General features: G+C 33.7%; 15 protein-coding genes, 3 pseudogenes and 1 riboswitch. Of the genes and pseudogenes, 15 read left to right on the top strand and 3 right to left on the bottom strand.

Annotated features, from left to right (window positions below):
• Position 1: 1 nt before the first annotated feature.
• The 3 genes and pseudogenes from P5P90_RS07570 (at position 2) to P5P90_RS07560 (ending at position 5,683) form a co-directional block, all read left to right on the top strand.
• On the top strand, positions 2-2,491 hold the full coding sequence (locus tag P5P90_RS07570; protein ID WP_278034141.1) for a DUF5686 and carboxypeptidase-like regulatory domain-containing protein: 2,490 nt from the start codon (positions 2-4) through the stop codon (positions 2,489-2,491).
• Positions 2,492-2,603: 112 nt separating this feature from the next.
• The gene (locus P5P90_RS07565; protein ID WP_278034140.1) at positions 2,604-3,134 is read left to right on the top strand and encodes an inorganic diphosphatase; all 531 of its coding nucleotides are present in this window, start codon (positions 2,604-2,606) and stop codon (positions 3,132-3,134) included.
• Positions 3,135-3,242: 108 nt separating this feature from the next.
• Positions 3,243-5,683: pseudogene (locus P5P90_RS07560) on the top strand (sodium-translocating pyrophosphatase).
• 63 nt (positions 5,684-5,746) lie between these two features.
• Here P5P90_RS07560 and P5P90_RS07555 read toward each other — a convergent pair.
• Positions 5,747-6,360: pseudogene (locus P5P90_RS07555) on the bottom strand (deoxynucleoside kinase).
• A 170-nt stretch (positions 6,361-6,530) separates the two neighbouring features.
• Complete coding sequence (gene metK / locus P5P90_RS07550; RefSeq protein WP_278034139.1) at positions 6,531-7,781, bottom strand: methionine adenosyltransferase; 1,251 nt, start codon at positions 7,779-7,781, stop codon at positions 6,531-6,533.
• 926 nt (positions 7,782-8,707) lie between these two features.
• Here metK and P5P90_RS07545 point away from each other — a divergent pair.
• The 6 genes from P5P90_RS07545 to P5P90_RS07520 all read left to right on the top strand — a co-directional run bounded on the left by P5P90_RS07545 (position 8,708) and on the right by P5P90_RS07520 (position 15,075).
• Positions 8,708-8,914, top strand: coding sequence for a hypothetical protein (locus P5P90_RS07545; protein WP_278034138.1), 207 nt, complete (start codon positions 8,708-8,710; stop codon positions 8,912-8,914).
• A gap of 172 nt (positions 8,915-9,086) precedes the next feature.
• Positions 9,087-9,193, top strand: a riboswitch (SAM riboswitch).
• A 64-nt stretch (positions 9,194-9,257) separates the two neighbouring features.
• Positions 9,258-10,220 carry an alpha/beta fold hydrolase gene (locus P5P90_RS07540; RefSeq protein ID WP_340696381.1) on the top strand — a complete coding sequence of 321 codons (963 nt, stop codon included), beginning with the start codon at positions 9,258-9,260 and terminating at the stop codon, positions 10,218-10,220.
• A 23-nt stretch (positions 10,221-10,243) separates the two neighbouring features.
• Positions 10,244-12,655 (top strand): bifunctional aspartate kinase/homoserine dehydrogenase I, encoded by a 2,412-nt coding sequence (thrA, locus tag P5P90_RS07535; protein ID WP_278034136.1) that lies wholly within the window; start codon positions 10,244-10,246, stop codon positions 12,653-12,655.
• A 130-nt stretch (positions 12,656-12,785) separates the two neighbouring features.
• Positions 12,786-13,220, top strand: a complete 435-nt coding sequence (locus P5P90_RS07530; protein ID WP_278034135.1) for an OsmC family protein — start codon at positions 12,786-12,788, stop codon at positions 13,218-13,220.
• Between the two features lie 110 nt (positions 13,221-13,330).
• On the top strand, positions 13,331-14,503 hold the full coding sequence (locus P5P90_RS07525; protein WP_278034134.1) for a trans-sulfuration enzyme family protein: 1,173 nt from the start codon (positions 13,331-13,333) through the stop codon (positions 14,501-14,503).
• Positions 14,504-14,664: 161 nt separating this feature from the next.
• A complete protein-coding gene (locus P5P90_RS07520; protein ID WP_278034133.1) occupies positions 14,665-15,075 on the top strand; it encodes an RrF2 family transcriptional regulator in 411 nt (136 codons plus the stop codon).
• A 74-nt stretch (positions 15,076-15,149) separates the two neighbouring features.
• On the opposite strand, the pseudogene P5P90_RS07515 reads toward P5P90_RS07520, so the two are convergent.
• Positions 15,150-15,874, bottom strand: a pseudogene (locus tag P5P90_RS07515) (sulfite exporter TauE/SafE family protein).
• Positions 15,875-16,264: 390 nt separating this feature from the next.
• Between P5P90_RS07515 and P5P90_RS07510 the strand changes: the two are divergent.
• The 6 genes from P5P90_RS07510 (at position 16,265) to P5P90_RS07485 (ending at position 23,321) form a co-directional block, all read left to right on the top strand.
• A complete protein-coding gene (locus tag P5P90_RS07510) occupies positions 16,265-16,975 on the top strand; it encodes a phosphoadenylyl-sulfate reductase (RefSeq protein ID WP_278034132.1) in 711 nt (236 codons plus the stop codon).
• An 87-nt stretch (positions 16,976-17,062) separates the two neighbouring features.
• A complete protein-coding gene (cysD, locus tag P5P90_RS07505; protein WP_278034131.1) occupies positions 17,063-17,962 on the top strand; it encodes a sulfate adenylyltransferase subunit CysD in 900 nt (299 codons plus the stop codon).
• A gap of 102 nt (positions 17,963-18,064) precedes the next feature.
• Positions 18,065-19,309 (top strand): sulfate adenylyltransferase subunit 1, encoded by a 1,245-nt coding sequence (locus tag P5P90_RS07500; protein ID WP_278034130.1) that lies wholly within the window; start codon positions 18,065-18,067, stop codon positions 19,307-19,309.
• Between the two features lie 77 nt (positions 19,310-19,386).
• A complete protein-coding gene (locus P5P90_RS07495; RefSeq protein ID WP_278034129.1) occupies positions 19,387-21,477 on the top strand; it encodes a nitrite reductase in 2,091 nt (696 codons plus the stop codon).
• 10 nt (positions 21,478-21,487) lie between these two features.
• Positions 21,488-22,117 carry a precorrin-2 dehydrogenase/sirohydrochlorin ferrochelatase family protein gene (locus P5P90_RS07490; RefSeq protein ID WP_278034128.1) on the top strand — a complete coding sequence of 210 codons (630 nt, stop codon included), beginning with the start codon at positions 21,488-21,490 and terminating at the stop codon, positions 22,115-22,117.
• 151 nt (positions 22,118-22,268) lie between these two features.
• On the top strand, positions 22,269-23,321 hold the full coding sequence (locus P5P90_RS07485; protein WP_278034127.1) for an NAD(P)/FAD-dependent oxidoreductase: 1,053 nt from the start codon (positions 22,269-22,271) through the stop codon (positions 23,319-23,321).
• The last annotated feature ends 160 nt before the right edge of the window (positions 23,322-23,481 follow it).

Below are 23,481 nucleotides of genomic sequence, written 5' to 3'. Positions count from 1 at the left end.
TATGAGTAAAAAATATCTTTTTTTAGTAATTATTTTTATTGTGTCTTTGTTTTCTACACTTTTTGCTCAAACAAAAGTGAGCGGAATGGTTCTAGATAAATCAAATCAGCCTGTCCCTTATGCAAATATTGTGTTTAAAGGTTCAAATCAAGGGGTTATGTCTAATGAAGACGGGCGTTTTTATATCGAATCTCCTCAAACTTATGATGTTTTGTTGATTACATCTGTAGGCTTTTCAGATAAAGAAATTACTTTGGAAAAAGCAGTAAATTATAATTTTACGGTTGTTCTGAAAGATGCAGAGGCGTTAAAGGAGGTAGTGGTTTTTACAGGTAAAACTTCTAAAAAAAACAATCCCGCTCTTGATATTCTTAGGAAAATTTGGGAAAGAAAACGTAAAAATGGCTTGTATCTGTTTGATCAATATCAAATGGAAAAATATGAGAAGGTTGAATTTGATATGAATACCATTGATAGTGCTTTTATGAAAAGCAAGCTTTTCAAAGGAATGGAGTTTGTTTTTAAGCATGTTGATACTTCAAGGGTAACTGGGAAGACCTATCTCCCTATTTTTATTAACGAATCATTATCGGATGTATATGGTAATAATAAGTTGGGAAAGGTAAAAGAGAAATTGAAAGCCAATAAAAATTCTGGATTTAGCGATAATCAACAAATATTATCTTTTGTAAAAGACTTGTATTCTAATTATGATATTTACAATAATCACATGACTTTTTTTGATAAGAGTTTTACGAGTCCTTTGTCAAAAACAGGTATTGATACCTATAATTATGTCTTGCGTGATAGTGCTTTCATCAATAAGAAATGGTGTTACAATATTTTGTTTTATCCTCGTCGTAAAAACGAACTTACTTTTAAAGGGGATTTTTGGGTTAATGACACCACTTTTGCCATCAAGAAAATTAATATGGCTGTAACTAAAAGTGCCAATATTAACTGGGTAAAAGATATTTATATCGAACAAGAATTTGAAGTTCAAAACGATTCGGTTTTTTTATTGACACGTGACCACATGATGTCGGATTTTGCCTTGAATAAAAAAGAAGAGTCTAAAGGGGTTTATGGTAAACGTACCACATTGTATCAAAATCATCAATTTAATGTAGAGAAACCAGTAGCTTTTTATAAAGAAGAAGTCAATTACATCGATAATGAAGTCTATAATCGAGATGAAAAATACTGGGAGGAGAATCGATTTGAAAATCTAAATAAAGATGAAAAAGGTATATACAAAATGTTAGAAACCTTGCAAACGGTCAAGAAATTTAAGAAGTTGTATAATTTGGTTTCCATTTTAGGAAGTGGTTATATCCAATTTGGACATTTTGATTATGGGCCTATTTTTTCAACTTTTGGATACAATGAAGTTGAAGGTGTTCGTATTCGAACAGGAGGTCGAACCTATTTTGGCCCAAACGACACTTGGAGACTTCAAGGCTATACGGCTTATGGATTTGATGATAATAAATTCAAATATGGTTTGTCAGGAAAATGGATGGTTGATAAGAAAAACAGAATCATTCTTTCAGGAGGTAATCGACGTGATGTCGAGCAAATTGGGGCGAGCTTGACTACTACCAATGATGTTTTGGGGCGAAGTTTTGCTTCTTCCTCTTTGTTTAATACAAGTAGTAATGGAAAATTGACCAATATCAACTTGTCTAATTTTGCTGTTGAAATGGAACCCGTAAAAAACCTGACCTTTCAATTAGGGTTTTCTTATAGAACATTAGAATCAGCGTCTAATACATTTAGCTTGGATTATTATACAGATGCTACTTATACTACAACAAGAAAGGATGTAAAACAATCAGAAGCTAATGTACAGGTTGAATTTAGCCCAAATCGAAAAATGATTGGTTTCGGGGTAGAAAGAAATGTAGTTGATAGTCCGTTCAGTCGATTTTATGTGAATTATAGTCATGGATTTAAAGGTTTATTAGATAGTGATTTTGACTATGATAAATTGCAATTGTATTATAAACAACCAATAATTATTGGTCCATTAGGACGAACCAATATTACTTTAGAATTAGGTAAAACCTTTGGAACAATTCCTTTAGGTTTAATGAGTGTGATACCAGGAAATCAATCTTATTTTACGATAGAAAATACATTTAGTAATCTTAATTTTTACGAATTTATCTCGGATCAATATGCTACGATGCAGTGGGAACACAATTTACAAGGAAGATTATTTGCTCGAATTCCTTTTATGCGAAAATTAAATTGGAGAGAGATTATTGGTGCCAGAGGAGTGTATGGAACTATTACCGATGCTAATCGTGCCATTAATGCTTCGGGATTGAATTATACAGCACCGGAAAATGTGTATTGGGAATATAGTGCTGGTATTGGGAATATTTTCAAGGTTTTCCGAATTGATTTTACTTGGAGAGGTAATTATTTGAATGCACCCGATGCGCAACGTTTTTCTGTAAAAGGCGCCTTTGGTTTTTATTTCTAAACTAATAAATAGGATTAAAAGTTTTGAGTATCTTTTAGATAGAAATATTTTGTTATAAAAGACTATTTAAATTACTTTTGTGCCCAAATTAAATCAACTTAAGATAATTAAAATGACTGCAGACAAAATAAACACTTTCGATGTACTTATCGAAATACCAAGAGGAAGTAGAAATAAGTACGAGTATGATTTTGAAATCAAAAGAATGCGTTTTGATAGAATGTTATTCTCTTCAATGATGTACCCTGCTGATTACGGATTTATTCCTGAAACTTTAGCTTTAGATGGAGATCCATTAGATGTTTTGGTTTTAGTTAATGAGCCTACTTTTCCTGGTTGTGTTATGGAAGTGAAACCTATCGGTGTTTTCCATATGGCTGATGATAAAGGACCAGATGAGAAAATTGTTTGTGTACCTGTTTCTGACCCAATTTGGAATAAATTAAATGATTTGTCAGATGTTAATCCTCACTTATTAAAAGAAATCGAGCACTTCTTCCAAGTATACAAGGATCTTGAAAATAAACAAGTAGATGTTGAAGGTTGGGGAGATTTAAGTGAAGCAAAAACAATCATCAAAGAATGTACAGATCGTTTCAATGCAATTGAAAACAAACCAGAAGGATTATTTAGTATTAAATAATTTAAGTTTATAAAAATGTAAAAAAAGCAATATTCGGTCAGAATATTGCTTTTTTTGTTTAAATTCGTTTGTATAGTATTGATTATTAACCTTAACCAAAACGAATTTATGAATACAATTATGATTTGGATGCCAGTGATTATGGCATTAGTTGGATTGGCTTTTATGTTTTACAAAAGAGCTTGGGTTTTAAAACAAGATGCCGGAGATGGTAAAATGGCGGCTATTTCGGATTATATTTACGAAGGAGCCTTAGCCTTTCTCAAAGCAGAGTACAGGTTGCTCTCTGTTTTTGTTTTATTAGCCAGTATTGTTTTAGCAGCTATTACTTTTTTGCCAGGTGTTAAAACGCATTTATTAATTGTAATCGCCTTCGTTGTTGGTGCATTCTTTTCTGCTTTAGCTGGAAATATGGGAATGAAGATAGCAACAAAAACGAACGTAAGGACTACTCAGGCGGCTCGTAGTAGTTTGCCTCAGGCGTTAAAGGTTTCTTTTGGAGGAGGAACCGTAATGGGGTTAGGTGTTGCTGGATTGGCAGTATTAGGTTTGACTTCTTTTTTATTTTCTTTTTTCATTTTTTCATGGATGGCTCATGGACTTCTACCGAAGATATGACGGTAGTTCTTGAAACACTGGCAGGTTTTTCATTAGGAGCCGAATCGATTGCTTTGTTCGCTAGAGTAGGTGGGGGAATTTATACTAAAGCTGCCGATGTAGGTGCTGATTTAGTAGGTAAAGTAGAAGCGGGAATTCCAGAGGATGATCCACGTAATCCTGCAACAATTGCTGATAATGTAGGGGATAATGTGGGCGATGTGGCCGGAATGGGAGCTGATTTATTTGGTTCTTATGTGGCTACAGTACTGGCAGCAATGGTTTTGGGAAATTATGTTATTAAAGACATGGGTGGAATTATTCAAGATGCATTTGGTGGTATAGGTCCAATTTTGTTACCTATGGCTATAGCTGGTTTTGGAATATTGTTTTCAATCATAGGAACGATGTTGGTTAAAATCTCAAGTGATGATGCAAAAGAATCTCAAGTGCAAAAAGCTTTGAATATTGGAAATTGGGTTTCAATTGTTCTTACAGCTGTTTCTTGTTTTTTCTTGGTTCAATATATGCTTCCTGAAGTTATGACTATGGAGTATTTTGGTGAAGGTGCTCAAGAAATTTCATCAATGCGTGTTTTTTATGCTACTATAATTGGTTTGTTTGTTGGTGGAGCAATCTCTTCTGTCACAGAATATTATACGGGATTGGGGACGAAGCCCGTTCTAGCAATTGTTCAAAAATCATCTACAGGAGCAGGGACTAATGTGATTGCAGGTTTAGCAACAGGAATGATTTCGACCTTTCCAACCGTTTTATTGTTTGGTGCGGCGATATGGTCAACCTATGCTTTGGCTGGTTTTTATGGAGTTGCTTTAGCGGCCTCAGCAATGATGGCTACTACAGCTATGCAATTGGCAATTGATGCATTTGGACCAATTTCAGATAATGCTGGAGGAATTGCTGAAATGAGCGAATTACCAAAAGAAGTTCGTACTAGAACAGATATCTTAGATTCAGTAGGAAATACAACTGCAGCTACGGGAAAAGGATTTGCGATTGCTTCGGCTGCATTAACATCTTTGGCACTGTTTGCTGCTTATGTGACTTTTACAGGAATTGATGGGATTAATATTTTTAAAGCACCTGTTTTAGCCATGTTGTTTGTTGGCGGAATGATTCCTGTAGTTTTTTCTGCATTGGCGATGAATTCTGTTGGTAAAGCAGCCATGGATATGGTGTATGAAGTGCGTCGTCAGTTTAAAGAAATACCAGGTATCATGGAAGGAACAGCAAAACCGGAGTATGCGAAATGCGTTGATATTTCAACCAAAGCGGCTTTGCGCGAAATGATGTTGCCGGGAGTTTTAACCATTGGTTTTCCTATTGCAATTGTTTTACTTGGAAAATTAGTTTATACTGATAATAATCAGTTGATTGCTGAAATGCTTGGAGGTTACATGGCGGGTGTAACGGTTTCAGGTGTGCTTTGGGCTGTTTTTCAAAACAATGCTGGAGGTGCTTGGGATAATGCGAAAAAGTCATTTGAAGCGGGTGTAATGATTAATGGCGAGATGACTTATAAAGGTTCAGATGCGCATAAAGCGGCAGTGACAGGTGATACCGTGGGTGATCCATTTAAAGATACTTCTGGACCTTCGATGAATATTTTAATCAAGCTAACTTGTTTAATTGGTTTGGTAATTGCGCCAATATTAGGAAATGGAAGTACAACGCATACTGGGAAAAATAGGCATATCATGGAAATGAATTCTTGTCATATGGGTATTCATGGTGGGAATCATATGTTGATGGGAAAATGTGATATGTCAATATGTGCAAAAATGACTAAAGACGAATGTGCAAAAATCTGTGATGAAAAGGGATGTACGCCAGAAGAAAAAAAGGCTTGTTTATCACATTATGACAGCAACGGAAAGTTTGTTGCTCCATCTAATTCTGTAAAAAAAGAATGTTGTGCTCACAAAAAATAAATTATGTTAATAATAAAAAATGCCTCGCAATTGCGAGGCATTTTTTGTCTGTATATTATAGGATTAAAACAATCCGTTTAATTCGGCATTGATTCTTTCGATGATGTTTCCTAAGTCTTCAGGGTTGTCCACAAAGTTTATTTTGTCTACATCTATTATTAATAGTTTTCCTCTGTTGTACGTTTGAATCCAAGCTTCATAGCGCTCGTTCAAACGGCTTAGATAGTCAATTGAAATAGAGTTTTCGTATTCGCGTCCACGTTTGTGGATTTGTCCTACTAAATTTGGAATAGAACTTCTTAGGTATATCAATAAATCGGGAGCTTTAACTGTAGATTCCATTAATTCGAAAAGAGAAGAATAGTTTTGGAAATCACGAGTAGTCATTAGTCCCATTGCATAAAGATTAGGAGCAAAAATATGGGCGTCTTCATAGATGGTTCGGTCTTGGATTACTTTTTTCCGCTTTCGCGAATTTGCATCACTTGACGAAAACGACTATTCAAGAAATAAATTTGTAGATTAAAAGACCAGCGTTCCATCTGGTGGTAAAAATCATCCAGATAAGGGTTGTCTACTACGTCCTCGTAATGAGGTTCCCATTTGAATTGTTTGGATAGTAAAGCGGTTAATGTTGTTTTGCCTGAACCTATATTTCCTGCTACTGCTATGTGCATTATATTGTTAGCGTTTTATGATTTGTATTTGTCTTTGGATGTAAAAATAGAAAAAAAACAGTCTACGGTAAGTTAAATAGGATTGATTTTGAATTTTATTAATGCCCAAGTGTATAAAAAAAAGCCATTCGTTTTAGGGAATGGCTTAAAAGATGCTTTATAATGATTGTTTACAATCCGAATGCTGTTTTTATTTGGTCAACATAGTCTAATTTTTCCCAAGTAAATAATTCAACAGTTACTGTTTTTTCTTCTCCTCCAGGAGCAGAGAATGTTTTAGTAACTACTTCTGGTGTACGTCCCATGTGTCCGTAAGCAGCAGTTTCACTGTAGATAGGGTTTCTTAATTTTAAACGTTGCTCGATAAAGTAAGGACGCATGTCAAAAATGGCTTCTACTTTCTTAGCAATTTCTCCATTGGTTAAATTAACTTTTGAAGTTCCATAAGTATCGATAAAGATTCCCATTGGCTCAGCAACACCAATAGCATAAGAAACCTGAACTAAGATTTCATCTGCAACTCCAGCGGCAACTAGATTTTTAGCAATATGGCGTGTAGCATAAGCGGCACTACGGTCTACTTTACTAGGGTCTTTTCCAGAAAAAGCACCACCACCGTGAGCTCCTTTACCGCCGTAAGTATCAACGATAATTTTTCTTCCTGTTAAACCAGTATCTCCGTGAGGTCCTCCAATAACGAATTTTCCTGTTGGGTTGATGTGGTAGTTGATTTTATCGTTAAATAAGTGAGCGTAAACAGGATATTTAGCGATGATTCTAGGAATCAAAATTTCGATGATGTCTTTTTTAATTTTAGTAAGCATTGCTGCTTCTTCATCAAAATCATCGTGTTGTGTAGAGATAACAATCGCATCAATACGAATTGGTGTATTGTCATCACTATATTCTAATGTTACTTGAGCTTTTGCGTCTGGACGTAAATAGGTAATTTCATTATTCTCACGTCTTAATTCAGCTAATTCTTTCAATAGGTTATGTGAAAGGTCTAATGCTAAAGGCATGTAGTTTTCAGTTTCATTAGTTGCATAACCAAACATCATACCTTGATCTCCTGCACCTTGTTCTTCTGGGTTTTTTCTGTCAACACCTTGATTAATGTCTGCAGATTGTTCATGAATTGCCGAAAGAATTCCACAAGAATTAGCTTCAAACATATATTCACTTTTAGTGTAACCAATTTTACGGATTACATCACGCGCAATTTGTTGAACATCTAAGTAGGTATTTGATTTTACCTCTCCAGCTAAGATTACTTGACCGGTAGTTACTAAAGTTTCACAAGCTACTTTTGAATCGGCGTCAAATGCTAGGAAGTTATCAATTAATGCGTCTGAAATTTGATCTGCAATTTTGTCTGGATGTCCTTCGCTTACAGATTCTGACGTAAATAAATAGGCCATAAATTATTTTTTTAATATTAAGCGAGGAAAAAATAATTGCAAAAAGGACTAAAGGAGGGTTTCTGCTTTAGCATTTTTTTCTACTGAAAATCTTCAGTATTCATAATCAACTAGGTTCATTATGAAGAGGTTGCAATCAGTTCAAATTTTTCCTCTTGTATTTTGAGGTGCAAAGGTATGAAACCATTTTTGATTTGTAAATGAAACTGAACTAAAATTTTAAATATTTAAGAGAATTGAGATTGTTTGGGAAAATGTAACTACAAATAGATGGTTTTAGGTTGGTTTAAGATAACTTTAATTTAAAAATCAATTAACATGTGTTTCTGTTTTTGGTAGTATATTTGAATATCAAATCAAAAGGGTGGAATAAGGTTAATTTAGTGAATTTTCCGAGCGAAAAAGCTCTTTTTTGATTTGTTTTTACATTCAATCTCTTAAAATAGATATAAAAACTCATAATTAACTGTTAATTAGCTTTTTTTGAGTTTAAAATTTTAAAAATGTAGTTGGTGGTAAAGTTTTTTTTATATCTTTGTAACACAAAACAAAAAAGGAGAAATGAAACTTATTATTTGTAAAAAAGCTATGGTTCAGTCTAAAGGGATTTGCAGGAGTGCAATTGCTTAATGTTTTTTTATTAAATAAATAAAATATAGCAAAAGCCTCCTAAGAAATTAGGAGGCTTTTTTTTAAAACAAATAATAGATAAATTAAGGAAAAAACAATAATGATTACTATCAACAATAAGATGAAAAAACAATCTTCGGCAGCTGTACTTTGCGTACAGAAGCTAGTCTGTTGATGGCCAAAAGTATCGTTTATAATTAAATATATAAACCCTTTTGGTCGCTATCAAAAGGGTTTTTTTATACAACAAATAGAATTCAAAATACAAACAACAAGTCACATTAAATTTAAACATTATGAACACAAGAAGAATGATTACAAGAGCATTGGACTTTATAAGAGGAATAAGGCCAAATAATAGTGAAGAAAATAGAAATAGAATAGAATTGACCACTACAAGATTTGGTGTCAATTTAGAGATGGATGCTAAAAGTCAAAAAAAAGTATCTAATTCATTAACCTTTTTGATGTATTCTAAAGAAAATGAAGCACTGTTTATCTAATTGTAATTTCGTAAATATAGATTTCAAACGCAGGTGATTTCTGGATTTTGTGTTCAGTGATGGCTTGCGTTTGTTTGTTGTATTACTGTTGGTTTAAAACTAAATCAGCAAAATTTGTTTGTTTGAAAAAATAGTAGTTACTTTGTGCCTTTAAGTTCATAAACGTATTGAAATGTTATAAAGAAAGGACGAGGGAATAGACCCGATGATGCCTTAGCAACCCTTCGATTCATCGAAGAAGGTGCTACATTCTATCTGCTATGGCGGAAAAGATAACAATGCAAATTCTTCTAGTTTATTGAGCTTTCTTTATAATGTTTCCATCATCAAATAAGATTTGAAATTGGAAAATAAACCCAATCCTATTATAATTAAAAATTTCACTACTGAATGTGGTGCTTTATATCCTGTTGTTCATTTAAGTTACCAAGTCTTTGGCCCTGCACTTAATACAGCACCAGTTATTGTTGTGAATCATGCTTTGACTGGTAACTCTCAAGTAATTGGTGAGAATGGTTGGTGGAATGATTTAATAGGAGAAAATAAAACTATTGATACGCATAAATACAGTATTTTGGCATTTAATGTCCCTGGAAATGGGTACGATGGTTCAATTATTGAAAATTATGCCGACTTTACAGCTAGAGATATTGCCCGACTTTTTATAGAAGGCATTAACTACTTAAATGTTCAGCAATTGTACGCTATTATTGGTGGTTCAGTAGGAGGAGGAATTGCTTGGGAAATGATTGCATTAAAGCCAAAATTGGCTTTACACGTTATTCCTATTGCGACCGATTGGAAATCTACTGATTGGTTGATTGCTAATTGTTTTTTGCAAGAGCAAATTTTAAAAAATTCATCAAATCCAATACAGGATGCCCGAGTTCATGCTATGTTGTGTTACAGAACTCCAGAATCTTTTAAACTGAAATTTGATAGAACCATAAATGAAGAATTAGCGATATTTAATATCGAAAGTTGGCTACTTCATCATGGTAAAAAATTACAAAAGCGTTTTCAGTTGGCTTCCTATAAAATGATGAACCAATTATTAAAAACAATAGATATCACCAGAAATAGTGATTCTTTTGAAGTGTTTGCTTCTAAAATTGAAGCGACAATTCATATCATAGGTATAAATTCAGATTTGTTTTTTACCGCAAAAGAAAATAAAGAAACGTATCAGGAGTTAAAAAAGCATAATGTTAAGGTGTTTTATAAAGAAATAGAATCCATCCATGGACATGATGCATTCTTGATTGAGTTTGAACAATTAAACAACTTACTTGCTCCTATTTTTTAGTAGCAATACAAAATACAATTGAAATGAAAATATTAAAATTTGGAGGTAAATCTTTATCGAATGGTGAAGGAATCAATAAAGTTGTTTCTATAATAACAGATAAAGTAAATCAAGGTGAGCAAATTACGGTGGTAGTTTCAGCTCGTGGTAATGCAACAGATGAATTAGAAGAAATCTTAGCTGTTGCAACTAAAAATGGTGATTATAAAACATTGTTGGATAAATTTAAACAATACCAACAAGATAATTATTTGGCTGTAAATCTATCAGAGGAATTTTCAGTTTTAGATAAATTATTCGAAGGAGTAAGCTTAATCGGTGATTATAGTTCTAAAATTAAAGATCAGGTTTTGTCAATTGGAGAGGTATTATCGGCTAAATTGCTAACGGCTATTTTAATCGAAAAGGGAATCAATGCGAAGTTTGCCGATTCTAGAATTTTCTTAAAAACTGATTCGAAATTTGGTGATGCGCAACCTTTGGAACAAGTTTCTAAGAAAAATGTTGTTCAATATTTTAAAGATAATAGTGAGTTTATCAATATTGTAACTGGTTTTATTGGTTCTAATATTAATAACGTAACAACTACTTTGGGGCGTAACGGAAGTAATTATACAGCTTCATTGTTAGCTAATTATTTGAATGCACAAGAGCTTCAAAATTATACCCATGTAGATGGAATTTATACGGCTAATCCTGATTTAGTTGCTGATGCTAAGAAAATTGACCATTTAACTTTTAATGAAGCGAATGAGTTGGCTAATTTTGGTGCGACTATTTTACATGCAAAAACGATTATCCCTTTATTGGAGAAAAATATTCCTTTACGTATATTAAATACGTTTAATCATGAAAATGAAGGAACTTTAATCACTGCTACATCAAAAGCGGGTGGGATTAAGACTCTTTCAGTTCTTGAAGATCTCGCCTTGGTAAATCTTGAAGGGAGAGGTTTATTAGGTAAAACGGGAGTAGATGCTCGAATTTTTAAAGTAATGGGAGATAATAATATTAGTGTAAGTATTATTTCTCAAGGTTCTTCGGAAAGAGGAATTGGATTAGTGGTTGCTGCTTCTCAGGCTACTAAAGCGATGATAGAATTGGAAAAAGAATTTGAAAATGATTTTTATTCTAAGGATGTCAATAAGATTTCAGTAACAGATGATGTGTCTGTCATTTCGATTATCGGGCAGGATTTGAGTACGTTTCATAAGCCTTATACCGCTTTGATTCGCAATAAAATTATCCCAATATTGTTTAATAACACTGTTACAGGGAAAAACGTGAGTTTAGTAGTTAAGAAAAACGAACTAAATAAAGCGTTAAATGTGATACATGGAGAGATTTTTGGAGTTTCAAAAAAAATCAATATTGCTGTTTTTGGTCACGGATTAGTTGGAGGAACTTTAATTGATCAAATTTTAGAATCGGCTAAGGCTATTGAGAAAAGAAAAGATATTAAACTGAATATTTTTGCGATTGCTAATTCTAAAAGTGTGTTACTAAATAAAGACGGAGTGACGCCTAATTGGGTAAACGAAATCCAAACGAATGGTTTTTCATACACTATTAAAGATGTAATTGAATATGCTAATGAGCACCATTTGGCCAATTTAATTGCAGTTGATAATACGGCTAGTGCTGCATTCGTAGAGAATTATATTACTTTAGTTGAAAATGGTTTTGACTTGATTTCATCTAATAAAGTAGCAAATACTTTGAGTTATGGTTTTTATAAAGAATTGCGAAAAGTATTGGCTGAAAACCAAAAGAATTATTTGTACGAAACCAATGTGGGTGCGGGATTACCATTAATTGATACCATTAAATTATTACATCTATCTGGAGAGAATATCACTAAAATTAAAGGAGTGTTTTCAGGAACATTGAGTTATTTGTTTAATAATTTCTCTGCAAAAGATGTTCCGTTTAGTGATATTTTGAAAGAAGCTATTGATAATGGATATACGGAACCAGATCCACGTGAAGATTTATGTGGAAATGATGTAGGTAGAAAATTATTGATTTTAGCCAGAGAATTGGATTTGCAAAATGAATTTGAAGAAGTTGCAATTCAAAACTTAATTCCGGAGCATTTAAGGGAAGGTAGTGCGGCTGATTTTTTAACGAAGTTAAAAGAATTTGATCCAATTTATAGTAAAATTAAAGAGGAGCAAGAGCCAAATCATGTATTGCGTTACATAGGTGAATTGTCAGGTGATTTGCAAAATGACAAAGGAAATCTTGAAGTAAAATTAGTTTCTGTTCCATCTGATACCGCATTAGGAGGATTAAAAGGTTCGGATTCCTTTTTCGAAATTTATACCGAATCTTACGGAGACCGACCAGTTGTAATTCAAGGGGCAGGTGCTGGTTCGGCAGTAACGGCAAGAGGAGTTTTTGGAGATATTTTAAGATTATCTGATAAAGGATAAGATTTAAGATTGCAGATTTTAGAATTTTTTTAGGCGAACTTGTCATTTCGACGAAGGAGAACACGAGTGATAGCGAACTGGCGTAGCAATCTCATCAAGAATAAAAATAGTATTTTAAAATAACAACGTGATGAAAATAACATTAGATAGAGTAAACGAAAACTTCCACTTTCAATTAAAAAATGAAAGAGGACATATAGTAAATGTAGATGCACGTCCAGAATTTGGAGGTAATGATATGGGCCCAAGTCCAATGGAATTGGTACTAATGGGAGTGGCTGGTTGTAGCGGAATTGATATGATTTCGATTCTGAAAAAACAACGCCAAGAAATCACTTCTTTCAAAGCCGATGTAGAAGGAGAGCGTGTTCAAGTGGGTGAAGCAAAACCGTTTAAAAATATTTTTGTAGTTTTTTCTTTGGAAGGAAATATCAAAGAAGATAAGGCTGCTAAGGCTGCACAATTATCCTTTGAGAAATATTGTTCAGTTTCTAAGACGGTAGAACCTACGGCAACGATTCATTACAAAGTAATTTTGAACGGAGTAGAATTAGCTAAAGAATAATTAAAATTGAAATAGACTGAACTAATCTTTTTGGAAGGATTTTTTTAGTAAAATTTATAACAATAAGAATTTGTGCAAATCTGTACAATTCGTGTAAAAAATAAAAAAAAATGGACGAACAAGAATTTGGTTTTGAAACCCAAGCCATACGTACACATATCGATAGATCACAATATCAAGAACATTCAACCCCTTTGTATATTTCTTCGAGCTTTGTGTTTGAAGATGCTGAGGACATGAGAGCTTCCTTTACAGAAGAAAAAGTACGTAATATTTATAGTCGTTTTTCTAACCCAAACACAACGGAGTTTGTAGATAAGGTTTGTGCAATGGAAGGAGCTGAGGCAGGTTATGCTTTTGCAACTGGAATGGCTGCTATATATTCCTCTTTTGCTGCTTTGTTAAGTTCAGGAGATCATATTGTATCGGCGGGAAGCGTTTTTGGTTCTACGCATGCTTTGTTTATGACTTATTTCCCAAAATGGAATATTACCACTTCTTATTTTGATATCAATAAGCCAGAAACAATTGAGAGTTTCATTCAACCAAACACGAAGATTTTATACGCTGAAACGCCTACAAATCCTGGTGTTGATGTAGTAGATTTAGAATTGTTAGGTCAGATTGCTAAAAAACACAATTTGATTTTAATAATCGATAACTGTTTTGCAACGCCTTATATACAACAGCCAATTAAGTACGGGGCGCATATTGTGATTCACTCGGCTACCAAATTAATGGATGGTCAAGGGCGCGTTTTAGGAGGAGTGGCAGTAGGTAATGCCGATTTGATTCGTCAAATTTACCTTTTCTCAAGAAATACAGGTCCAGCAATGTCACCATTTAATGCTTGGGTATTGTCTAAAAGTATGGAGACTTTAGCACTTCGTGTGGATAGACATTGTGAAAATGCAGTGAAAGTGGCTGAGTTTTTAGAGGCGCATCCTAAAGTAAATAGTGTGAAATATCCTTTCTTGAAATCACATCCAAAGTATGAAATTGCTAAGAAACAAATGCTTTTAGGTGGGAATATTATTGCTTTTGAAATCAAAGGTGGATTAGAAGCTGGAAGAGCTTTCTTAGATAAAATAAAATTATGTTCGCTTTCTGCCAATATTGGAGATGCAAAAACAATTGTAACACATCCGGCTTCTACAACACATAGTAAATTATCTACTGAAGAGAAATTAGCAGTAGGTATTACAGAAGGATTAGTACGTGTTTCTGTAGGTTTAGAAACAGTAAAAGATGTGATCGCTGATTTGGAGCAAGCACTTTCTTAAAAATTTCAGATTATAGATTAACGATTTTTGATTGCAGATTTTCTGTAAATCAAAAATCGTTTTTTTATGTTTATTTAATCAAAAAAATTACTTTTGTTGAATTCCTAAAAACAAAAATCGTTAAACTTTAATCATAAATCTAATTTCTAATATCTTATTGAATGCTATCTAAGAAAACAAAATACGGAATTAAAGCTTTGACTTTTCTGGCGCGTCAGGAAGATCAGACACCTGTTGCTATAGCTGATATTGCAAAATCCGAACACATTTCGATTAAGTTTTTGGAAAGTATTTTGTTGTTATTACGTCATTCGGGTTTTTTAGGAGCTAAAAAAGGAAAAGGTGGTGGTTATTATTTAATCAAAGAGCCAAAAGATATCAATATGGCAAAAGTGTATCGTATTCTAGAAGGACCTATTGCTTTGCTACCTTGTGCTAGTCATAATTTCTACGAACCTTGTGATGATTGTACAGACGAAGCGACTTGTGCAGTACGTAAATTGATGATGGAGGTTAGAGATAATACTTTAAAGATTTTGGAAAATAATTCCTTAGCCGATATTGCTTTTTAAAGTGAAAACTATACAAAACAAAAATGCCTTTCAAGTTTTGAATTTGAAAGGCTTTTGTTTGAAATAATATAAGATTAAAATACTAATTTGTATCCAACGAAGAAAAGCATCACTGCTATTGCATTTCTAAGTAATAAGTCTGGAACCTTACCACTAAGCATACTACCGATAAAAATTCCCGGAAGTGAACCCATTAATAATTGAGTTAATAAGGTTAAATCTAAATTTCCCATCGAAGCGTGACCCAATCCAGCCACTAAAGTTAATGGTACAGCGTGTGCGATTTCAGTGCCAACTAATCTTGGAGTTGGTAATAATGGGTATAAGAAGAACAAGGTTACGGTTCCTAAAGCACCTGCTCCAATAGAAGTAAGTGTAACTGTAGCTCCTAATAAAACTCCAATTGCGACTGTTAAGAGATTTTGTGTTTTACTCTCACTGTGGAATTTGTCACCAGCATGTTTTTGAGAAAGAACTAATAATTTCTTTTTAAATATAATCGCTACCGAAGTAAATAATAACGCCCAGCCGAGACTATACTTTATGACCGAATTGATGTGCGTGATATCTGTTTTTATGCTATCTAATATCCATAAAGTTAAGAGTGCAGCTGGAACACTTCCTAGGGAAAGCCATCCTGTGATAGTCCAACTAATGTTTTTTTCTTGTGATGTACAAAAACTCCACCTATCTTTGTAAAAGCTGCATATAGTAAGTCGGTACCTACGGCTGTTGTTGGGGGAATTCCAAAATATAATAATATGGGTGTCATTAATGATCCACCACCCACACCAGTCATACCAACAATAAAACCTACTGCTAAACCTGCAACTACTAATCCTATTTCAATGTCCATTATAAAAATATTTGTTGCAAAAATACAATTATTTTATAATAATCCTATGGATTTAGTAGAATTTTAAAATTTTATGTTTTTGTCAATAAAGGTTACTTGTAATCGATAATACAGGGTTTGTTTTTGAGGTTTATAATAGAAAAAAGTTCCAATTTTTAGCTTTTTTTAGGTTGTTTATTCTTGCTTGTTATTGTTAAAAATTCCAAATTACTTTATTCCTTGTGTTTGTTGTCTAAAAAAGATGCAATATGTTTTTGTATGTTAGAAATAAATATTATTTTTGCCGAGTAATCTACTAAACCGATAGGGTAATAGTTTTAATAAAAAAAGGTGATGAGCGAAGCAGTAGTTCAAATATTATTAGAAAAAACACAAGGGTTCTCAATAGAAGAAACTTTTGCGTTTTTAGCAAATGAATATGGTGACAAAGTGGTTTTTTCAACTTCTTTTGGTCAGGAAGATCAAGTAATCACTGATTTGATTGATAAAAGTGGTGCTGCAATTACTATTTTCACATTAGATACTGGGCGTTTGTTTCAGGAGACCTATGATGTTTTTCATAGAACACAAAAAAAATATAAAACAGCTATTAAGGTTTATTTTCCTGAGGCTAAGGCTGTAGAAGAATTATTGGAGAAAAAAGGACCTAATAGTTTCTTTGAGTCGGTTGAGAACAGAAAGGAATGTTGTTTTATCCGTAAGGTGGTTCCTTTAAAGAAGGCATTGGCCGGGAATAAGCTTTGGATAACAGGTTTAAGAGCTGAGCAATCAGAGAACAGAAGCAATTTGCATTTGTTTGAATATGATGCTAATTTTGACATCGTAAAATTCAATCCGTTGTTGAAATGGACATTGGAAGAAGTACAAAAATATATTGACGATCATAATGTGCCACAAAATAGTTTGCACAAAAAAGGATTCGTAAGTATTGGTTGTGCCCCATGTACCAGAGCCATTGTAGAGGGTGAAGATATTAGAGCCGGAAGATGGTACTGGGAACAAAGTCACAAAGAATGCGGTTTACACGGAGCAAAAAAAGAGTAAGAGACAAGATAATAGAATAAAGAAGATAGATTTTATAATTCGAAGAATTTTACAATCATTAAATCTTTTAATTTTTAAATTAAAAAAATGAGTTCAGTTTTAAAAACAAATGCTTTAGAAAGCGAAGCGATTTACATATTTAGAGAAGTTGTTTCTCAATTTGAGAAACCTGTATTGCTTTTTTCAGGGGGAAAAGATTCAATTACATTAGTGAGATTAGCTCAAAAAGCGTTCTTTCCTGCAAAAATTCCTTTTCCATTGTTACACGTTGATACAGGACACAACTTTCCTGAGACTATCGAATTTAGAGATAAATTAGTGAAAGAATTAGGATTAGAGTTAATCGTTCGTAATGTTCAGGATGCTATCGATCAAGGTAAAGTTGTAGAAGAAACAGGACGTTATGCAAGTAGAAATAGTTTGCAAACAACAACTCTTCTGGATGCTATCGAAGAATTTAAATTTGATGCTTGTATTGGTGGGGCTCGTCGTGATGAAGAAAAAGCAAGAGCTAAAGAACGTATTTTTTCTGTTCGTGATGATTTTGGTCAATGGGATGAGAAAAACCAACGTCCTGAGTTGTTTGATTTATTGAATGGTAAAATTGAATTAGGACAAAATGTTCGTGTTTTCCCAATTTCAAACTGGACAGAATTAGATGTTTGGAGCTACATCGAACAAGAACAAATTGAAATTCCATCTATTTATTTTTCACACAAACGTAAAGTATTCGTAAGAGACGGAATGATTTGGTCACACTCACCATTTGTTTATCAAGACGAAGATGAGGTAGTAGAAGAAAGAGTAGTTCGTTTTAGAACTGTGGGAGATATGAGTTGTACTGCTGCTGTTGAATCTTATGCTGGTACTATTGCCGAAGTTGTTGGTGAAATTAGACAGTCAACTATTTCGGAGCGTGGAGCGCGTATTGACGACAAACGTTCAGAAGCAGCGATGGAGAAAAGAAAACAACAAGGTTACTTTTAATAAGTTAGAAGTTAAGAGTTAGAAGTTAGAAGAATCAAAAAAACATACAGATTTAAGTTTCGAATGAAGTTGGAACTTTAAGCCTGAAACAAAATAGTTAGAATGGAAGTTTTAAAAATAGCAACAGCAGGAAGTGTAGATGACGGAAAGAGTACATTAATCGGAAGATTATTGTACGATACACAATCGTTAACAACAGATAAATTAGAAGCAATTGAAAGAAGTAGTAAGCAAAAAGGATATGATTATTTAGATTTTTCTTTGGCTACTGACGGATTAGTTGCAGAAAGAGAACAAGGAATTACAATTGACGTAGCACATATTTATTTTTCTACAGCTAAGAAAAGTTATATTATCGCAGACACTCCAGGACACGTAGAATATACGCGTAACATGGTTACCGGAGCTTCAACTTCGCAAGTATCTATCATTTTGATTGATGCTCGTAAAGGAGTAATTGAGCAAACCTACCGTCACTTTTTTATCAATAATTTATTGAGAGTAAAAGATGTAATTGTTGCGGTAAACAAAATGGATTTGGTTGACTATTCTGAAGAAGTATTCAACAAAATTAAAGCTGATTTCCAAGCATTGAATGCAAAAAGTGATTATAAAGAGCAAAATGTAAGCTACATTCCTTTAAGTGCTTTAACAGGAGACAATGTAGTAGATTCATTAGGGAAAATGCCTTGGTACACAGGACAAACTATCCTACAACATTTAGAAGCGTTAGAGTCTAAAGATATTTACGATACAGGAAAAACACGTTTCCCTGTTCAGACTGTTATCCGTCCTAAAACAGAAGAGTACCACGATTTCAGAGGATATGCAGGAAAATTATACGGAAACAATATTAAAGTTGGAGATGCTGTTACTGTATTGCCTTCTTTAACGGAGTCAAAAGTGTCTAAAATCCATTTCTTTGATCAACAATATGACGAAGCTGTAGCTGGTTCATCTATCACTATTGAATTGGAAAATGATATCAATGTAACAAGAGGTGATATGATTGTAAAATCAGACGAATTACCAAAAATTGAAAAAGATATTACAACAACGGTTTGTTGGATGGATAGCAAAAAATTAGTTCCTGGAACAAAATATTTGGTACAACACAATACAAACAGAGTTTTGGCAAAAGTAGATAGCATTAAAAATGTAATTGCTACTGATTATTCAGGGGCTACACCAGCATCTCAATTAGGGATTAATGAGATTGGTGAAGTTTCTATTAAATTAAGTAAGGCCTTGTATTTTGATTCTTATGTAGATAATAAATCAAATGGAGCTTTTATCTTAATAGATCCAAACACGAACACAACTGCAGGAGTAGGGTTTATCAAATAGTTTATAGTTTGTAGTTTTTAGTTGATAGTTTTGCTGTCAACTCTAAACAATAAACTCCAAACAATAAAGAAAAAGAAATGGAAAGTTTTAGAACAGAAATAGAAAATCCGATTGTCCAAAAAGAGATTATCGATTTAGAGAAAAAAATTCACGCATTCCGTGGTGGGAAAATTGACGATGAGCGTTTTCGTAGTCTTCGTTTAGCTCGTGGTATTTACGGACAACGTCAGGAAGGTGTTCAGATGATTCGTATCAAATTGCCTTACGGAAAAGTTACTAGTGAGCAATTAAGAAGAATTACTGATGTTTCAGAGAAATATTCTACAGGTCGTTTACACATTACGACTCGTCAGGATATTCAAATTCACTATGTGAGTTTAGACAGAACGCCTGAATTATGGGCTGATTTGGCTAAAGATGATATTACTTTAAGAGAGGCTTGTGGAAACACTGTTCGTAATATTACAGCGAGTGAATTAGCAGGTGTAGATGTAGATGAGCCATTTGATGTGACTCCTTATGCACATGGTTTGTTTCAATATTTGTTGCGTAACCCAATCTGTCAGGAAATGGGACGTAAATTTAAAATTTCGTTCTCATCTTCAGAAAAAGATACTGCTTTAAGTTATTTACACGATTTAGGATTTATTCCTAAAATTGTAGATGGACAAAAAGGATTCAAAATTATGTTAGGTGGAGGATTAGGTTCTCAACCATCTCATGCTGAATTACTTTCTGAATTCGTTCCTGTAAACCAAATTATTCCAACTGCTGAAGGGGTTATTCGTATTTTTGACCGTTATGGGGAAAGAGCTAAACGTCTTAAAGCACGTTTGAAATTCTTAATCAAAGATTTAGGTCGTGATGAATTTTTACGTTTGGTAGAAGAAGAGAAAAAAGCTTTGCCATTCCATAGTTACGAAATTGATACTACTGCTTTTGAAGGTCCAATTGCTGAGCCTTTATTAGAAGTGCCAACAGTAACAATTGATGATGTTGCTGCTTACGAAGCTTGGAAAAAATCAAATGTGATTGCTCAAAAACAAGCGGGATATGTTGCGATTGGTGTAAAAGTACTTTTAGGAGATTTTTACATTGACAAAGCAAGATTATTAGCTGATTTGGTTAAAAACTACGGAGCAAATGAACTGCGTTTTTCATTACGTCAAAACATTGTAATCCGTAATATTAAAGAAGAAAATTTACCGTTCTTCTACCAGGAATTAGCCAAATTAAATATGGTTAATTTAGGTTACAATACTATCGGAGATATCACGGCTTGCCCGGGTACTGATACTTGTAATTTAGGTATCGCTAGTAGTACTGGTATTGCTGATGAATTAGAAAGAGTAATTAAAACAGAATACCCACAATATCTTAATAATACTGAAATTGCTATCAAAATTAGTGGATGTATGAATGCTTGTGGGCAACATAATATGGCGCCAATTGGTTTCCAAGGAATGTCAATCAATGCAGGAAAATTAGTAGCGCCAGCTTTACAAGTATTGTTAGGTGGAGGAAATTTAGAAAACGGAAACGGACGTTTTTCTGATAAAGTTATCAAAATTCCTAGCCGTCGTGGTCCTGAAGCTTTGCGTTTAATTTTAAATGATTTTGAAACCAATGCTAATGGAGCTAAGTTCTTAGAGTATTATGATGCAAAAGGAGAAAAGTATTTCTACGAATTCTTAAAACCATTAGCTGATGTTACGAACCTTACCGAAGCTGATTTTGTAGACTGGGGTAATGCTGATAACTATGTGAAAGCAGTGGGAGTTGGAGAATGTGCCGGTGTAGTAATCGACTTAGTAGCTACTTTATTATTCGAAGCTAAAGAAAAAATCGATTCGGCTAATGAAGCTTTGAAGGAACAAAAATGGTCTGATGCTATTTACTTAGCTTATGCAGGATTTGTAAACGGAGCTAAAGCATTATTGCTTGCTGAAAAAGAAAAAACAAATACTCATGCTGGAATTATTGATTCATTTGATACGGTTTTTGTAGCTTCGAACAAAATTAACTTAGAGACATCTTTTAGAGAATTGGTTTACCAAATCAATAAAAATGAACCTACAGAAGCTTTCGCTAAGCAATACATTCAAGAGTCTATTTCGTTTTTCGACAAATTAGAAGCTTACAGAACAGAAGATTTAGTTAAAGCATAATTAATAAATTATGAGTGAGAATAAAGATAATATTGAAAATGGATCACAGTCGGCAGCGCTAGAACGTAATGAGTTGTATCCAGTGTTTTTAAAGTTGCACAACCTTAGTGTACTCATTGTGGGTGGAGGTAATGTAGGTTTAGAAAAGTTATCTTTCTTGCTTAAATCCAGTCCAAATGCTAATGTTGAAGTGGTTGCACCACGTTTTTTGCCTGAATTAGTTACACTTGCTGAAACACATCCTTCAGTAAAACTGACACAGAAAAAGTTCAGGAAAAAAATGTTGAAAAAACGCCATATGGTCATAGCTTGTACGGATGATTTAAAGGTAAATAAGCGCGTTTATGAGTTGTCTAGAAAAAGATATTTGATTTGTAATATCGCTGATACGCCTGATTTATGTGATTATTATTTAGGAGGAATTGTAACCAAAGGAAATGTCAAAATTGCTATTTCGACTAACGGAAAATCACCCACAACGGCTAAACGATTGAGGGAATTTTTTGAGGAAGTAATACCAGAAGACATTAATCAAATGGTACAGAATCTTAATGATTATCGCAAAACATTGAAGGGTGATTTTGAAGAAAAAGTTCAAAAAATGAATGAAATCACCGCTTCATTAAAAAATAAAGAATAAGACAAAGAATACACAGCTGATATTTGTCATTAAAAACAAAATAGAGCTTTCGTTTCTTTGCAGAAAATAAAATAAGTATAACACAAGCTTTCTGTTTAGTTTTCCTCTTCTGAATAGGAGGAGCCAAATAGAAGAATAATTAATAATAAAAATGATAGAAACAGATATCCTTATAATAGGAGCCGGTCCAACTGGTTTATTTGCCGTTTTTGAAGCAGGTTTATTGAAGTTAAAATGTCACATCTTAGATGCTTTGCCACAACCAGGTGGACAATTAGCTGAATTGTATCCAAAAAAACCTATTTATGATATTCCAGGATTTCCTGAAGTTTTAGCAGGAGATTTAGTTGATAACTTGATGGAGCAAATTAAGCAATTTGAGCCAGGATTTACTTTGGGAGAACGTGCTGAAACTATCGTTAAGCAAGAAGATGGTTCATTTATTGTAACTTCTAACGAAGGAACTGAATTTCATGCTAAAGTAATTGCTATTGCAGGTGGTTTAGGAAGTTTTGAACCACGTAAACCTTTAATCGAGGATATTGAATTCTACGAAAACAAAGGAGTAAAATACTTCATTAAAAATCCGGAAGAATTCAGAGACAAGCGTGTAGTTATCGCCGGAGGAGGAGACTCAGCTTTAGACTGGAGTATCTTCTTAGCTGATGTTGCTTCTGAAGTAACTTTGGTTCACCGTCGTAACGAATTCCGTGGTGCTTTAGATTCTGTTGAAAAAGTACAGGAATTAAAAAATGCGGGTAAAATCCACTTGATTACTCCTGCTGAGGTTGTGGGAATCAACGGAGCGGAGCACGTAGAGTCAGTAGATTTAGACGAAAACGGAGCACACCGTAATATTCCTTGTGATTATTTCATTCCACTTTTCGGATTGACGCCTAAATTAGGACCTATCGGAAACTGGGGGTTAGAAATCGAAAAAAATGCGATCAAAGTAAACAATGCTTTGGATTACCAAACGAACATTCCAGGAATCTTCGCTATCGGAGATATCAATACGTATCCAGGGAAATTAAAGTTAATTCTTTGTGGTTTCCATGAAGCAACTTTAATGTGTCAGGCGGCTTACCAAATTATCAATCCAGGAAAACGTTATGTATTGAAATATACTACTGTATCAGGAGTTGATGGATTTGATGGTACTCGTAAAGAAGCACCAAAAGCAGTCGTAAAAGCGATAAACTAAAACACACAGTTGTTTACAATTATAAATAGCCTTACTACTTGCAAGTGGTAAGGCTATTGCTTTACTTTGCATTTCCAAATTTTTAAAAATTTTTTGGAGCGAAACAACTGGATTACCAGTTAATAGGGATTCCCGCTTTCACCTTTATTCCCGATAAATA

The sequence above is a fragment of the Flavobacterium nitratireducens genome (assembly GCF_029625335.1).
Lineage (GTDB): Bacteria > Bacteroidota > Bacteroidia > Flavobacteriales > Flavobacteriaceae > Flavobacterium > Flavobacterium nitratireducens.
Note: the sequence above shows the minus strand (reverse complement) of the source record. Positions and strands in the feature narration are given on the sequence as shown.